Origin of the sequence: Mesorhizobium sp. M0938 (assembly GCF_040319125.1) — a bacterium.
Lineage (GTDB): Bacteria > Pseudomonadota > Alphaproteobacteria > Rhizobiales > Rhizobiaceae > Mesorhizobium > Mesorhizobium robiniae.
Genome location: NZ_JAMYNS010000005.1, coordinates 355,241 through 369,537 on the forward strand (window position 1 = coordinate 355,241; position 14,297 = coordinate 369,537).

A 14,297-nucleotide genomic window follows, 5' to 3' on the forward strand; every position below is an offset into this window, starting at 1 on the left:
GTGCTACGTCCACCGATATCGACAGGGGCGCTCCGTATTGCCGGGGCTGAGATGGTGGGCGTCAAGCCTTCGGTCCCTCAAGCTGATCTGGGTAATGCCAGCGGAGCGAGGCGACAATGTTTTCAGGTGCACAGATTTCCCTCTATCCGATGTGCGACGATTTCGTCGGCGTCATCCTTGGGGCGCTTTCGGCGATGGATCCCTATCGCCCGAATTTCCGCATCGAAACCGACGACATTTCGACGCTGATCGTCGGTCCGCCGGAACAGCTTTTCCCGGCCATGCGCGATCTGTTCGCATCGGCAGCGGCGAGCGGCGTGCACTGCGTGTTGTCGGCAGCGGTGTCGCGTGGCTGTCCGGGCGAGCCCGACGATCCGATCTGCACGCCGATTTCCGGCAGCAGCCATAAACTGTCCCTGGCCGAGCGCATCGACGCGGCGCGGGCGCATGTCGACAGTGCGAAAAAACTCGGACAAGAGGTCGCCGCACAGTTCTCGCTCTATCCGCTCGGCGAGGGCCATCACATGGACGAGATCTACGGCTGCATCGAATTTCTCAAGACTTCGGGCGTCTTCGACAGGTCGAAGAATTTCTGCACGAAGCTGAGGGGCGATGCCGGGCCGGTGTTCGCGACGTTGTCGGAGGCCTTCCTTCGCTTCGGCGCGCCGCAGGGCCATGTCGCGCTCGATCTCACCGTGTCGGCGAACAGCCCGAGCCCTCGGTAGGTGTCGATATCAGCCGGCCTGCAAACGGCGGTCTCCAGACAATGCAAGTTCGCGCTGCCCCTCACCCTTATCTTCTCCCCGTTCTTCAGGGAGAAGGTGCCGGCGGGCGGATGAGGGCAGCGCCGATCGACAGTGACTAAAGAGCCGCAAACACGCTTTTCACCGCATCGGCCGTCTTGGAGACGACGATGTCGGCCTCTTCGCGCGTCAGGCAGAGCGGCGGCGCGAAGCCCAGAATGTCGCCCTGCGGCATGGCGCGACCGATGACGCCGCTTGCCGCAAGAGCGGTCGCGACCTGCGGCCCGATCTTCTGCGAGGCGTCGAAGAACACGCGGTCGTCCTTGTCGGCAACGAACTCGATTGCCGCCAGCATGCCGTCGCCGCGTACCTCGCCGACGTTTTTGTGGCCGCCGACGGCTTTCGCCAGTTCGGCAAGGAAATAGGCGCCGGTCTCGCCGGCGTTGGTCACCAGGTCCATCTCGTCGATCAGTTCCAGGTTGGCGACACCGGCGGCAACGCAGATTGGGTGCGCCGAATAGGTCCAGCCGTGGCCGAGCGAGCCGAGCTTGTCGGAGCCCTGCACCAGCACTTGCCAGACCTTGTCCGCGACGATGACGCCCGACAGCGGCGCATAGGCCGAGGTCAGGCCCTTGGCGATGGTGATCAGGTCGGGCTTGATGCCGTAATGGTCGGAGCCGAACATGGTGCCCAGCCGGCCGAAGCCGGTGACCACTTCGTCGGCAACCAGCAGCACGTCGTACTTCTTCAGAACCGCCTGGATTTTTTCCCAGTAGAGGGCGGGCGGCGGCACGATGCCGCCGGTGCCGAGGATCGGCTCTCCGATAAAAGCGGCAACCGTGTCCGGGCCCTCAGCCAGGATCATCTCTTCGAGCTTATCGGCGCAATACTGCGAGAACTGCTCCTCGCTCAGCGAGCGGTCGGCGCGGCGGAAATAGTAGGGCGCCTCGGTGTGCAGGATCGGCGCACGCGGCAGGTCGAAGGCGTTGTGGAACAGGTCGAGCCCGGTCAGCGATCCGGTCATGACGCCGGAGCCGTGATAGCCGCGCCAGCGCGAGATGATCTTCTTCTTCTCCGGCCGGCCGAGCACGTTGTTGTAGTACCAGATCAGCTTGATGTTGGTTTCGTTGGCGTCGGAACCGGAAAGGCCGAAATAGACCCTCGACATGCCTTGGGGCGCCCGGTCGATGATCATCTTGGAAAGCGTGATCGACGCCTCGGTGCCGTGGCCGACATAGGCATGGTAGTAGGCGAGGTTCTTCGCTTGCGCGGCGATGGCGTCTGATATCTTCTGGCGGCCATAGCCGACATTGACGCAGTAGAGCCCGGCGAAGGCGTCGATGCTCTTGCGCCCGTTATTGTCCCAGATGGTGACGCCTTCGCCGCCCGCTATGATGCGGGTCGGGCTCTCGCCTCGCGCATGCGTGCCCATATGGGTCGAAGGATGGAAGAAGTGGTCGCGGTCCCAGGCGGCGAGTTCGTTGGACTGGTCGAGCATCTTTTTTACTCCTGAGGAAAAGTGTCGGGCGCGGCTTACGCCACGTCCAGGCAGAGATATTTGAGATCGGTAAAGGCTTCGAGGCCGTGGCGCGAGCCCTCGCGGCCGATGCCGGACTGTTTGACGCCGCCGAACGGGATCGGCGCGCCGGTGATCTTCACGCGGTTGATGGCGACCATACCGTAGTCGAGCGCGCGGCCCATGCGCAATTGGCGGCCGCCGTTCTCGGTGACGACATAGGCGACGAGGCCGTATTCGGTGGCGTTGGCGCGGGCGATGACCTCGTCTTCGCTGTCGAAAGGCGTCACGGCGGCGACCGGACCAAAGGTTTCCTCGCGCATGATCAGCGCGTCGTCGGTGACATCGGCCAGAAGGGTCGGCTGGTAGAACAGCGGTCCTGCAGAATCGCGTTTGCCGCCGGTGAGGCAGCGCGCGCCATGGGCGAGCGCATCGGCGACCTGTTCCTCGACCTTCTTGACGCCGCGCTCGTGCATCAAGGGCCCGATGTTGGTGTCATCAGTCAGGCCATTGCCTGTCCGCAACGCCTCGATGCGCCTGGCGAAGGCGGCGCAGAAACGATCGTAGATCGGGCGCTGGACATAGATGCGGTTGGCGGCGAGACAATCCTGGCCGGAGGTGGCGAATTTGGCATCGACGGCTATGGTCACAGCCTTGTCGAGATCGGCATCGGCGAAGACGATCAGCGGCGCATGACCGCCAAGCTCCATCACCAGCCGCTTCATCGTCGGCGCACTTTGCGCTGCGATCAGCCTGCCGATCTCGGTGGAGCCGGTGAAGCTCATGGCGCGGATGCGAGCGTCTTCGCACATCCGCCCGACGATGGTCGAAGCCTTGCCGGTGAGAACGTTGAAGACGCCTGCCGGCAGGCCGGCGCGTTCGCCGAGTTCGGCCAGCGCCAGTGCCGACAGCGGCGTTTCCGACGAAGGATGCGCGACAATGGTGCAGCCGGCGGCAAGGGCTGCCGCCGCCTTGCGGGTCAGCATGGCCGCGGGAAAATTCCATGGGGTGACAACGCCGACGACACCGAGCGGTTCGCGCCGCACCACCATCTCGGCGTTTGGCAGATGGCTGGTGACGCTTTCGGCGTTGAGGCGTTTTGCCTCCTCGGCATACCATTCAACGAAGGAGGCGGCGTAGTCGATCTCGCCCCGCGCCTCCCTAAGCGGTTTGCCCTGTTCGAGCGTCATCAGCAGCGCCAGATCCTCTTTGGCGGCAATGATCAGATCGAACCATTTTCGCAGGATTTTCGAGCGTTCCTGCGGGAGAGCCGCGCGCCAGGCGGGAAAGGCGCGCGATGCCGCGTCGATTGCCTTGCTCGTCTGCTTGGCGTCGAGGGCGGCGACGAAGGCGATGGTGGCGCCTGTCGCAGGATCGGTCACCTCGAAGCTCTCGGCGGCTTCGCTCGCCGTCCAGTGGTCGTCGACATAGGCGAGTTCGCGCAGCAGCCGGCGGTCGGCGAGGCGGTCAAGCGCTTCATGGCGTTGTGAGCGGGCAAAATGCGCAGACATTTCGATGTCTCCCCGGTTCGAAGTGATACGGAGAGACTATGCGCGCGGTGCAGACAGAGAGGCTGTTTCGGCGCCCACGCGTAGAGAGATTGTCTCTATTGCATCACCCGGGCAGACGATCTCTCTGGTGTTACGATGACATAGGCAACAGATCGGCCACCGGCAAGGCGACCTCCTCCTTCACCGTCTTGGTGACGATGTAAGTGAAATAGCGGTCGATGCCGATCTCGCGTTCGAGCAGGGCGTCGACGAGCCGCTGATAGGCGTCGATGTCGCGTGCCATCACTTTCAGCAGATAGTCGACGCCGCCGCCCACTGACCAGCAGGCGACGATTTCCGGGACGTCACGGATAACGCGCTCGAAACGATCGAAATCGGCTTGGCGGTGGCTGGCCAGCGTCACCTCCATCAGCACGGTGGCGACGGGTGCCACGGCGCGCACCGCGACCTTGGCGTGATAGCCGGAAACGATGCCGGCCTTCTCCAGCTTGCGCAGCCGCATCCAGCACGGCGTCGGCGACAGGCCGACCTTGTCGGCGAGCGCCAGCTTGGTAATGCGCCCGTCGCGCTGAACTGCGTCGAGAATTTTGAGGTCGATCTGATCGAGTTTCGGTGCGGCCATAAGCGTCCACTTTTTCGTCGCAGCCACCATGACGGCGCATTATTTCGATTGTCAATTGCACTGATTTCGATCTCTAATATGTCATGACATTGTGGCGTCCAGATCCCGCGCTCATCCGGCGGCCGGCCTATCAATCGCTCGCCGACCAGTTCGCGCGCGCCATTCATGACGGCCGCCTGGCCAACGGCTCGCGGTTGCCGACGCATCGGCGGCTGGCCGACGACCTGAAACTGTCGGTGCAGACGGTCAGTCGTGCCTATGAGGAACTGATCCGCCGGGGCCTGGTTTCCGGCGAGATCGGCCGCGGCAGCTTCGTGCAGACACAGCGCCGCGAGCCGGAGCCGCCATACCTGCCGGAGCGCCTTGGCGAGGTCATCGATCTCTCCATCCTGAAGCCGGTCTGCGAGCCGATGCATCTGGAACGGCTGAAACAGGCGCTGGGCTGGCTCGCCGAGAACCTGCCGTCGAGCTCGGCGCTGTCGTTTCGGCCGAACATGGTGTTTCCGCGCCATCGCGCTGTGGCGGTCGAATGGCTGCGGCTGTGCGGTCTCGATGTGTCCGCGCAGAATGTCAGCCTGACCAACGGCGCCACGGCCGGCATGACAGTGGCGCTGATGAGCGTGGCGCCGCCCGGTTCGACCGTCGCCACCGAGGCAATCGGCCATCACACGCTGATCCCGCTGGCGCGCTATCTCGGCTTCAATCTCGAGGGCTTGCCGATCGACGACAATGGCCTGATCCCGGAGGCGCTCGACGAGGCGTGCCGGCTTTCCGACATCCGTGCCGTGTTCGTGCAGCCCTCGGTGATCAACCCGACCGCGACGCTGATGGACGCCGCGCGGCGCGAGCAGATCGCCGCGGTGGCGCGCAAGCACGACATCGCCATCATCGAGAACGACGTGCTCGGCCCACTGCTCGAGGACCGGCCGCCGCCGGTTGCCGCCTTCGCGCCAGAGCGCACGCTCTACGTCACCTCCTTCACCAAGATCGTGGTGCCGGGCCTGCGCATCGGCTATCTGGCGGCGCCCGATCGCTATGTCGCCGCCGTCGCCAACCGGCATCTCGTCTCCAACTGGATGGCGACGCCGATGGTGGCAGAGATCGCGACAAAATGGGTGGCCGACGGCACCGCGATGGAGCTCGTCCGCTGGCAGCGTTTAGCACTGCGGCGGCGGCAGGAGATCGCCGCGGAAGTGCTTGCCGGGGTCGACTATCGCGTCCATCGCGACGGATTGCATCTGTGGCTGCAACTGCCGGGCGATCGCGCCGAGGAGAGTTTCGTCTCACAGGCTCGCCTGCAGGGCGTGGCGATCGCACCAGGCACATCGTTCCGCATCTCGGCGGCGCCCTGGCAGCCGGCGGTTCGTATCTCGCTGGGCTCGACCACTGAGGGGGAACTGCGCGCCGGCCTGAGCGTTGTCACCAAACTTCTGCTCGGCGATCCGGAGCATCTCCTGCTGGCGATCTAGGCAGACATTGCCGCGAAATCGTGCGGAGTCAGAAACATTGTCATGATATTATTTTCCTGATTGACATGATTTGGCGCGTTCCGCATCGTTGAAGGCATCAAAGTTCTCCAGCACGGGGAAGTTCATTGTCCGCGCCCATCATCAAGATCGACGCCATTTCGAAAAGCTTCGGCACCTTCAAGGTGCTGGACGGCCTGTCGATGCAGGTCATGCCGCGCGAGAAGCTGGCGCTTATCGGCCCATCCGGCTCGGGCAAGACAACGATCCTGCGCATTCTGATGACGCTGGAGAGGATCGACAGCGGCCATATCCAGATCGACGGCGAGCAGCTTTACCACATGGAGCGCAACGGCCAGCTGCTGGCGGCCGACGAACGGCATCTGGCAAGAATGCGCCAGAAGATCGGCATGGTTTTCCAGCTGTTCAACCTGTTTCCGCACAAGAGCGTCATCGACAACGTCACGCTGGCGCCGATCTTGACCAAGGGCATGCCGCGCGCTGCTGCCGAAAAACGGGCGATGGAACTGCTCGACATGGTCGGCATGGCCGACAAGGCCAAAGCGATGCCGGCACAGCTCTCCGGTGGGCAGAAGCAGCGCGTGGCGATCGCCCGGGCGCTGGCGCTGCAGCCCAGGATCATGCTGTTCGACGAGGTGACATCGGCGCTCGATCCGGAACTGGTCGAGGAGGTGCTGAACGTCTTGTGGCGGCTCTGCTCCGAGACAGACATGACCATGCTGCTGGTCACCCATGAGATGGGTTTTGCCCATGATTTCGCCGACCGGGTGCTGTTCTTCGACCGCGGCAAGATCGTCGAGGAAGGCAAGCCCGACGAGATTTTCCGCAATCCCAAGCAGGAGCGTACGCAAGGCTTCCTGAAGAAGATCATCGCGGCCGGACATCGCGTCTGACCGCCATGCAGGAGGCGGCGCCGTTCTCTAAGAACGGCGAAGCCGTTTCGAACCAAAGCAAACCAAGAAGAGAAACAAGGAGTTGGGAACGATGAAAAAACTTGGCATTCTGGCCGGCATGGCCGGTGTTGCACTGACCGCGATTCTGGCCGCCTCGACCGCGGGATCGGCCGACGACGGCAAGCTCGAAGAGCTCAAGGCACAGGGCTTCGCCCGCGTCGCCATCGCCAATGAGCCACCCTACACGGCGGTTGCGGCCGACGGCAAGGTTTCGGGCGCGGCGCCCGATGTGGCGCGTGAGATTTTCAAGCGCCTCGGCGTCGCCGACATCGTCGCCTCGATCTCGGAATATGGCGCGATGATCCCCGGCCTGCAGGCCGGCCGTTTCGACGTCGTCACCGCCGGCCTGTTCATGAAGCCGGAGCGCTGCGCGGCGGTCGTCTATTCGGAGCCGGTGCTGTGCGACGCCGAGGCGATGCTGGTCAAGAAGGGCAATCCGAAGGGCTTCAAGAGCTACGAGGATGTTGCCAAGGATGCCACCGCGACGATCGGTGCGCCAGGCGGCGGCACCGAGGAGAAGCTGGCGCTCACTGCCGGCGTGCCGCGAGACCGCGTCATCGTCGTGCCGGACGGCCAGAGTGGCCTGAAGATGCTGCAGGACGGCCGCATCGACGCCTATTCGCTACCGGTGCTGTCGATCAACGATCTGGTCAAGAAGGCCAACGATCCGAACCTTGAAGTCGTCGCTCCGGTGGTCGGCGCGCCGGTCTATTGTGACGGCGCGGCGTTCAAGAAGGGCGACGAAGCGCTGCGCGACGCCTTTGACGTCGAATTGGCCAAGCTGAAGGAATCCGGCGAATTCGCCAAGATCATAGAGCCTTACGGCTTCTCGGCGGCGGCGGCGATGTCGACGACGCGCGATAAGCTCTGCTCGGCAAAGTAGGCGCCTTTTCCTTCTCGCCGTTCACGGGGAGAAGGTGGCCCGAACGCATGTTGCCCAAAGTGCGCAGCGGTTTTGGGATAACGACATGCACAAACAAGACCGGATGAGGGGGAGCGCCATACTTTCGTTGGTTCGCGCCGCCCCTCATCTGTTCGCCGGCATCTTCTCCCCATGAACGGGGAGAAGGGGCTGTCGCGGCAGTCTTGCATAACCGCAAACGATAGGAAATTTTGAACCGCAATGACCCAATGGTCCGGCTATTTCGGCCTGATATTGCAGGGAGCACTTGTTACCATCGAGCTGACGCTGATGGGGTCGGTGCTGGCCCTAGTCATGGCCTTTCTCGCCGGGCTGGGACGGCTATCGCGTTTTTTCGCCATTCGGGCGCTGGCCACCGCCTATATCGAATTCTTCCGCGGCACCTCGATTTTCGTGCAGCTGTTCTGGGCCTATTTCGTGCTGCCCTTCATCGGCATTTCGCTGACGCCGCTGCAGGCCGGCGTGCTGGCGCTCGGCCTCAATGTCGGCGCCTACGCGGCGGAGGTGGTGCGCGGCGCGATCCAGTCGATCGGCCGCGAGCAGTACGAAGCCTGCACCGCGCTCAACCTTGGCCGCTGGCAAGCCATGCGCCACATCATCCTGCCGCAGGCGCTGCTGGTCATGCTGCCGACCTTCGGCAACAACGCCATCGAATTGCTCAAGGCCACCGCCGTTGTTTCGCTGATCTCGCTCGCCGACCTGACCTTCCAGGCGCAGGTGGTGCGCTCGCAGACCGGCAACACGCTGGTGCCGTTCACCACCATTCTCATCATCTATTTCGTCCTTGCGCTGATCATCTCGTGGGGCGTGCGATCGCTGGAACGCCGGATGGCGCGCGGCCTCGACGGGGTGCGCGTATGATGGATCGGGCCTCATAATGGAGTGGGATTGGAATTTCGTCTGGGAGATCATGCCGACGCTGATCCAGGGCGTGAAGATCACCATCCTGGCGACGCTGCTCGGCTCGGTTCTGGCCGCGATCGTCGGGCTGGCCATCGCGCTGGCGCGGCGTTCGCCGAACAGGAGCCTGTCGCGCACCGTCGGCTTCCTCGCTGAATTCATCCGCGGCACGCCGCTTTTGGTGCAGCTCTATTTCATCTTCTACGTGCTGCCGGATATCGGTATCCTGCTGCCGCCGCTGGTGGCGGGCGTCATCGGCCTCGGCCTGCACTACGGCACCTACACGGCCGAGGTCTATCGCGCCGGCATCGACAATGTGCCGCGCGGCCAATGGGAAGCCGCCAAAGCCTGCAATCTGAACGCCCGGCAGACCTGGACCCACATCATCATGCCGCAGGCGATTCCGCCGATGATCCCGGCCCTTGCCAACTACTTCATCGCCATGTTCAAGGAGACGCCGCTGCTGTCGGCGATCACCGTGCTGGAACTGATGAACCAGGCCAAGAGCGTCGCCAACACCTATTACCGCTATGTCGAGCCGATGACCTTGGTCGGCGCCTTCTTTCTCGTCATCAGCCTGTTCTCGGTCGTGCTGCTGCGCTGGCTGGAACGCCGCTACGGCAAGATCGAGAGATAGTCTTTCATGAAACACGTGCCCGAAATCAGATTGACGCCGACACGGCCGGCGCTCGACGCGCGTCCGCTGGAAAAGCGCGTCGGCCTGATCATTCTCGCCACCGACCATACGACCGAACCGGATTTTCGCCGCATGGTGGCGAGCGACCGGATTGGCGTCTATGTCGCGCGCATCCCCTATGCCAATCCGACGACGCCGGAGAATTTGCGCAAGATGCAGCCGTCGCTGACGGCGGGTGCGGCGCTCATCCTGCCCGATGAGCCGCTCGGCGCGATCTGTTATTCCTGCACCTCGGCCTCAGTGGTCATCGGTGATGCCGAGATCGAGGCGGCGGTGCAGGCGGCCAAGCCAGGCGTCCCGGTGGTCACACCGCCGATGGCAGGCGTGCGCGGCTTGAAGGCGTTAGGTGCCAGAACGATCAGCATTCTTACGCCCTACACGGTAGAGACCAGCCGGCCGATGGCGGCCTATTTCGCGGCGCACGGTTTCGAAATCGCCAGCTTCACCTGCCTCGGTTTCGAGGACGACCGCGAGATGGCACGGATTGCGCCAGCGTCGCTGGTCGATCTGGCGCGCGAGGCGACCGCTGCGCAAGCGGACGCGCTGTTCGTCTCCTGCACGGCGTTGCGGGCAGCACTTGCTGTGGTCGGCATGGAAGAGGCGATCGGCCGTCCGGTCGTCACCAGCAACCAGGCGACGGCCTGGAACTGCCTGCGGCATTGCGGCGACGTCGAGCCGCGCACCGAATTCGGCCGTCTGATGGCGCTGCCTTTGGGACAATGAGGCCGTGACGCTTGCGCCCATCACCCTAGCCGACATCCAGTCAGCCCGCGAGCGCATCGCAGGCAAGGTCGAGCGTACGCCGACCGTGCCTTCCCCGAGTCTTTCCGGGCACTTGGGCGCGCCTGTTTATCTCAAGCTCGAACATCGGCAGATCACCGGCAGCTTCAAGCTGCGCGGCGCCTCGAACGCCATCGCGTCGCTGAACGCTGAGGACAAGGCGCGCGGCGTGGTCGCCGCCTCGACCGGCAATCACGGCCGGGCGCTGGCCCATGCGGCGAAGCTCGAAGGCATGCGCGCGACGATCTGCATGTCGCGGCTGGTGCCGCAGAATAAACTCGACGAAATCCGCCGGCTCGGCGCCGAGATCCGCATCGTCGGCAACAGCCAGGACGATGCGCAGCAGGAGGTCGATCGGCTGGTCGCGGAAGATGGACTGGTCATGCTGCCGCCCTTCGACCACCCTGATATCATCGCCGGGCAGGGCACACTCGGGTTGGAAACCATCCAGCAGGTTGCGGACGCCGCCCTGGTTCTGGTGCCGCTGTCCGGCGGCGGGCTGGCGGCGGGTGTCGCCGCGGCCGTAAAGGGCGTCAGCCCCGGCACCAAGGTCATCGGCGTTTCGATGGAGCGGGGTGCGGCGATGAAGGCGAGCCTCGATGCCAGACATCCAGTTTTGGTCAAGGAACTGCCGACGCTGGCGGATTCGCTCGGCGGCGGCATCGGCCTCGACAACCGGCTGACCTTCTCGATGTGCCGCGACCTGCTCGACGACGTGATCCTGCTCAGCGAGGACGAGATCGCCGCCGGCCTCCGCCATGCCTATGAACAAGAGCGCGAGATCGTCGAAGGCGCCGGCGCAGTTTGCATAGCGGCCGTGCTTGCCGGCAAGGTCAGGGCGAATGGCCCGACAGTGCTCATCCTGTCCGGTCGCAACATCGACATGACCCTGCACAGGAAAGTCGTTTGCGGCGAAGCAAATGAGGAGAGCGCCGTATGAGCCGGATGACGATACTCACCGAAGCCGAATTGCGCGCAATCGTGAAGCTGGATCTCGATGCCGTCGCTTGTGTCGAAAATGCGTTCCGCGCGCTTGCCACCTTGCCGGTGGCGATGCCACCGATCCTGCGGCTCGACATTCTCGAGCATCGCGGCGAGGTCGACGTCAAGACTGCCTATGTGCCGGGGATCGACGGTTTTGCGATCAAGATCAGCCCCGGTTTCTTCGACAATCCGAAGCTCGGCCTGCCCAGCGTCAACGGCATGATGGTGCTGCTGTCGGCCAAGACCGGACTGGTCGAGGCGCTGCTGCTCGACAATGGCTATTTGACCGACATCCGCACGGCGGCTGCCGGGGCAGTCGCGGCGAAGCACCTTTCGCGGCCGGATTCCTCGATCGCTGCGATCTTCGGCGCCGGCGTCCAGGCCGGGCTGCAGCTCGAGGCGCTTATGCTGGTGCGGCCGATCGCCGAGGCCCGCATTTGGGCCAGGGACGCCGCCAAGGCCGAAGCCGCGGCGGATGCATTGCGCGAAAGACTGGGCATCGCCGTGCATGCGGAGCCCGATGCGGCAACAGCGGCGGCCGGCGCCGACATCATCGTCACCACGACGCCGTCGACCGAGCCGCTGATCAAGGCCGGCTTCGTTTCCTCCGGCCAGCACATCACCGCGATGGGCTCGGACGCTGAGCACAAGAACGAGATCGCGCCGGCGATCCTGCGCATGGCCGATCTCTATGTTGCCGACAGCGCGAAACAGACACAGCGCCTGGGCGAACTGCATCATGCCATCGCGACGGGCGTGATGGCGGCCGATGCCGAGATTACCGAGCTCGGTCAGATCATCGCCGGTGAAAGACATGGCCGGCGCTCAGACAGCGACATCACCATCGCCGACCTCACCGGCACCGGGGTGCAGGACACGGCAATCGCCACGCTCGCGCGCGACCGTGCGCGGGCGGGGAATGCCGGGACTATTTTCGAGAGTTGATGCCGGCCGCAAGGCCCAACAAACGAGGACCAAGAACAATGCAACCTAATCTGAAATTCACGCGCGGCGAATATGCGGAACGCCTCGCCATGACACGCAAGGCCATGGAGGCCAAAGGCGTCGACCTCCTTATTGTCAGCGACCCCTCCAACATGGCCTGGCTGACCGGCTATGACGGCTGGTCGTTCTACGTGCACCAGGCCGTCATCGTGCCGCCGTCGGGCGAGCCGGTGTGGTACGGGCGCGGTCAGGACGCCAATGGCGCCAAGCGCACCGCCTATCTCGCCCACGACAACATCGTTGGCTATGCCGACCACTATGTGCAGTCGACCGAGCGCCACCCGATGGATTTTCTATCGCAGGTGCTGGCCGATCGCGGCTGGGGCAAGCTCGCCATCGGCGTCGAGATGGACAATTACTGGTTCTCCGCCGCCGCCTTCGCGTCGCTGCAGAAACATCTGCCCAATGCCCGCTTCGTCGACGCCACGGCACTGGTCAACTGGCAGCGCGCGGTGAAGAGCCCGACCGAGATCGACTATATGCGCAAGGCCGCCCGCATCGTTGAAGCGATGCACCAGCGTATCGTCGACAAGATCGAAGTCGGCATGCGCAAATGCGATCTGGTCGCCGAGATCTATGATGCCGGCACGCGCGGTGTCGACGGCATCGGCGGCGACTACCCGGCGATCGTGCCGCTGCTGCCGTCGGGCGCCGATGCTTCAGCGCCGCATCTGACCTGGGACGACAGGTCGATGAAGTCAGGCGAGGGTACCTTCTTCGAGATCGCCGGCTGCTATAACCGCTACCATTGTCCTCTTTCCCGGACTGTGTTCCTCGGTAACCCGACGCAGGAATTCCTCGATGCCGAAAAGGCGACGCTGGAAGGCATGGAGGCCGGGCTTGCCGCGGCAAAGCCTGGCAACACTTGTGAGGACATCGCCAACGCCTTCTTCGCGGTGCTGAAGAAATACGGCATCGTCAAGGACAACCGCACCGGCTATCCGATCGGGCTTTCCTATCCGCCGGATTGGGGCGAGCGCACGATGAGCCTGCGTCCCGGCGACCGCACCGAGCTGAAACCGGGCATGACCTTCCATTTCATGACCGGCCTGTGGCTGGAGACGATGGGGCTCGAGATCACCGAATCCATCCTGATCACCGAGACAGGCGTCGAGTGCCTGGCCAATGTGCCGCGCAAGCTGGTGGTGAAGAATTGAGCACGGTCCCCCACCTTCGCCCATCGCCGATCACGCCGACGGTGGATTTCGAACGCGACGGCGTCCAGCACGGTTTCCTGCGCCTGCCCTACAGCCGTGACGATTCGGCCTGGGGATCGGTGATGATCCCGATCTGCGTGATCCGCAACGGCAACGGGCCGAGCGCATTGCTCACCGGCGGCAATCATGGCGACGAATATGAGGGGCCGCTGGCGCTCTACGATCTCGCCCGCACGCTCGATCCGAAGCACGTCAGCGGCACGGTCATCATCGTGCCGGCGATGAACTATCCGGCATTCCGGGCCGGCACCCGCACCTCGCCGATCGACAAGGGCAATCTGAACCGCAGCTTTCCCGGCCGCCCCGACGGCACGGTGACCGAGAAGATCGCCGACTATTTTCAACGTGAGTTGCTCCCCCGCACAGACATCGCGCTCGATTTCCATTCCGGCGGCAAGACCCTCGACTTCGTGCCGTTTTGCGCCGCCCATATCCGGCCCGACAAGGTGCTGGAGGCGAAGGGCTTCGCCGCGGTCGAGGCGTTCTCGGCGCCCTGGTCGATGAAGATGCTGGAGATCGACGCAGTCGGCATGTTCGACACTGCCGCCGAGGAGATGGGCAAGCTGTTCATCACCACCGAGCTTGGCGGGGGCGGAACTTCCCGCGCGGAGACGGTGCGGATCGCGCGTCGCGGCGTGCTCAATGTGCTGCGCCATGCCGGCATTGTCGCTGGTGCGGTCGAGATGCAGCCGACCCGCTGGCTCGACATGCCGTCAGGCGATTGCTTCTCGTTCGCCGAGGACGACGGGATGATCGAAACGATGATCGATCTCGGCGAGCCCGTCGAAGAGGGCCAGGTCCTGGCGCGCATCCACTCCATCGGCCGCACCGGTGCCGCACCTCAAGAGATCAGGGCAAGGATGTCCGGCCTCTTGGCCGCGCGGCATTTCCCCGGACTGGTCAAGGCGGGCGACTGCACCGCAGTGGTCGCCGTACTCGTCGATTGAAGGCGGAACCAGC

At 64.0% G+C, this 14,297-nt stretch carries 14 protein-coding genes and 1 riboswitch; of the genes, 11 read left to right on the plus strand and 3 right to left on the minus strand.

What is annotated here, in order from left to right:
- Positions 1 to 13 precede the first annotated feature (13 nt).
- Positions 14 to 126: riboswitch (TPP riboswitch) on the plus strand.
- Positions 117 to 725: a YkoF family thiamine/hydroxymethylpyrimidine-binding protein gene (locus NKH73_RS11605; protein ID WP_352931362.1), complete on the plus strand. Its 609-nt coding sequence runs from the start codon at positions 117 to 119 to the stop codon at positions 723 to 725. It overlaps the preceding riboswitch by 10 nt.
- A gap of 136 nt (positions 726 to 861) precedes the next feature.
- Here NKH73_RS11605 and NKH73_RS11610 read toward each other — a convergent pair whose 3' ends face one another.
- From NKH73_RS11610 to NKH73_RS11620, 3 genes are all read right to left on the minus strand, one after another.
- The gene (locus tag NKH73_RS11610) at positions 862 to 2,241 is read right to left on the minus strand and encodes an aspartate aminotransferase family protein (protein ID WP_352931364.1); all 1,380 of its coding nucleotides are present in this window, start codon (positions 2,239 to 2,241) and stop codon (positions 862 to 864) included.
- A gap of 35 nt (positions 2,242 to 2,276) precedes the next feature.
- A complete protein-coding gene (locus tag NKH73_RS11615) occupies positions 2,277 to 3,770 on the minus strand; it encodes an NAD-dependent succinate-semialdehyde dehydrogenase (protein ID WP_352931365.1) in 1,494 nt (497 codons plus the stop codon).
- 130 nt (positions 3,771 to 3,900) lie between these two features.
- Positions 3,901 to 4,392 carry an Lrp/AsnC family transcriptional regulator gene (locus NKH73_RS11620; RefSeq protein ID WP_352931367.1) on the minus strand — a complete coding sequence of 164 codons (492 nt, stop codon included), beginning with the start codon at positions 4,390 to 4,392 and terminating at the stop codon, positions 3,901 to 3,903.
- A gap of 83 nt (positions 4,393 to 4,475) precedes the next feature.
- Here NKH73_RS11620 and ehuR point away from each other — a divergent pair, with 83 nt between their 5' ends.
- From ehuR to doeB, 10 genes are all read left to right on the plus strand, one after another.
- Positions 4,476 to 5,861, plus strand: a complete 1,386-nt coding sequence (ehuR, locus tag NKH73_RS11625) for a MocR-like ectoine utilization transcription factor EhuR (RefSeq protein WP_352931369.1) — start codon at positions 4,476 to 4,478, stop codon at positions 5,859 to 5,861.
- 125 nt (positions 5,862 to 5,986) lie between these two features.
- Positions 5,987 to 6,772 (plus strand): ectoine/hydroxyectoine ABC transporter ATP-binding protein EhuA, encoded by a 786-nt coding sequence (ehuA, locus tag NKH73_RS11630; RefSeq protein ID WP_292502755.1) that lies wholly within the window; start codon positions 5,987 to 5,989, stop codon positions 6,770 to 6,772.
- Positions 6,773 to 6,863: 91 nt separating this feature from the next.
- Positions 6,864 to 7,715, plus strand: coding sequence for an ectoine/hydroxyectoine ABC transporter substrate-binding protein EhuB (gene ehuB / locus NKH73_RS11635; protein WP_352931371.1), 852 nt, complete (start codon positions 6,864 to 6,866; stop codon positions 7,713 to 7,715).
- Positions 7,716 to 7,955: 240 nt separating this feature from the next.
- Entirely contained in the window at positions 7,956 to 8,615 is a 660-nt protein-coding gene (gene ehuC, locus NKH73_RS11640) for an ectoine/hydroxyectoine ABC transporter permease subunit EhuC (RefSeq protein ID WP_352931373.1), read from the plus strand.
- A 16-nt stretch (positions 8,616 to 8,631) separates the two neighbouring features.
- Positions 8,632 to 9,291 carry an ectoine/hydroxyectoine ABC transporter permease subunit EhuD gene (ehuD, locus tag NKH73_RS11645; RefSeq protein ID WP_352931375.1) on the plus strand — a complete coding sequence of 220 codons (660 nt, stop codon included), beginning with the start codon at positions 8,632 to 8,634 and terminating at the stop codon, positions 9,289 to 9,291.
- Positions 9,292 to 9,297: 6 nt separating this feature from the next.
- Complete coding sequence (gene eutA, locus NKH73_RS11650) at positions 9,298 to 10,074, plus strand: ectoine utilization protein EutA (protein ID WP_352931377.1); 777 nt, start codon at positions 9,298 to 9,300, stop codon at positions 10,072 to 10,074.
- 4 nt (positions 10,075 to 10,078) lie between these two features.
- Entirely contained in the window at positions 10,079 to 11,071 is a 993-nt protein-coding gene (eutB, locus tag NKH73_RS11655; protein ID WP_352931379.1) for a hydroxyectoine utilization dehydratase EutB, read from the plus strand.
- A complete protein-coding gene (locus tag NKH73_RS11660) occupies positions 11,068 to 12,060 on the plus strand; it encodes a cyclodeaminase (RefSeq protein WP_352931381.1) in 993 nt (330 codons plus the stop codon). The genes eutB and NKH73_RS11660 overlap by 4 nt, the downstream gene beginning before the upstream one ends.
- Before the next feature lie 38 nt (positions 12,061 to 12,098).
- Positions 12,099 to 13,277, plus strand: a complete 1,179-nt coding sequence (gene doeA, locus NKH73_RS11665) for an ectoine hydrolase DoeA (protein WP_352931383.1) — start codon at positions 12,099 to 12,101, stop codon at positions 13,275 to 13,277.
- Positions 13,274 to 14,284 carry a N(2)-acetyl-L-2,4-diaminobutanoate deacetylase DoeB gene (doeB, locus tag NKH73_RS11670; protein WP_352931386.1) on the plus strand — a complete coding sequence of 337 codons (1,011 nt, stop codon included), beginning with the start codon at positions 13,274 to 13,276 and terminating at the stop codon, positions 14,282 to 14,284. The genes doeA and doeB overlap by 4 nt, the downstream gene beginning before the upstream one ends.
- Positions 14,285 to 14,297 lie beyond the last annotated feature (13 nt).

Bases quoted from the DNA above. Each gene is read 5' to 3' on its own strand.
- NKH73_RS11620 (WP_352931367.1), bottom strand. From the start codon at position 4,392: ATGGCCGCACCGAAACTCGATCAGATCGACCTCAAAATTCTCGACGCA.
- ehuB (WP_352931371.1), top strand. From the start codon at position 6,864: ATGAAAAAACTTGGCATTCTGGCCGGCATGGCCGGTGTTGCACTGACC.
- NKH73_RS11610 (WP_352931364.1), bottom strand. From the start codon at position 2,241: ATGCTCGACCAGTCCAACGAACTCGCCGCCTGGGACCGCGACCACTTC.
- NKH73_RS11605 (WP_352931362.1), top strand. From the start codon at position 117: ATGTTTTCAGGTGCACAGATTTCCCTCTATCCGATGTGCGACGATTTC.
- eutA (WP_352931377.1), top strand. From the start codon at position 9,298: ATGAAACACGTGCCCGAAATCAGATTGACGCCGACACGGCCGGCGCTC.
- doeA (WP_352931383.1), top strand. From the start codon at position 12,099: ATGCAACCTAATCTGAAATTCACGCGCGGCGAATATGCGGAACGCCTC.
- ehuD (WP_352931375.1), top strand. From the start codon at position 8,632: ATGGAGTGGGATTGGAATTTCGTCTGGGAGATCATGCCGACGCTGATC.
- NKH73_RS11660 (WP_352931381.1), top strand. From the start codon at position 11,068: ATGAGCCGGATGACGATACTCACCGAAGCCGAATTGCGCGCAATCGTG.
- NKH73_RS11615 (WP_352931365.1), bottom strand. From the start codon at position 3,770: ATGTCTGCGCATTTTGCCCGCTCACAACGCCATGAAGCGCTTGACCGC.
- ehuR (WP_352931369.1), top strand. From the start codon at position 4,476: ATGACATTGTGGCGTCCAGATCCCGCGCTCATCCGGCGGCCGGCCTAT.
- ehuC (WP_352931373.1), top strand. From the start codon at position 7,956: ATGACCCAATGGTCCGGCTATTTCGGCCTGATATTGCAGGGAGCACTT.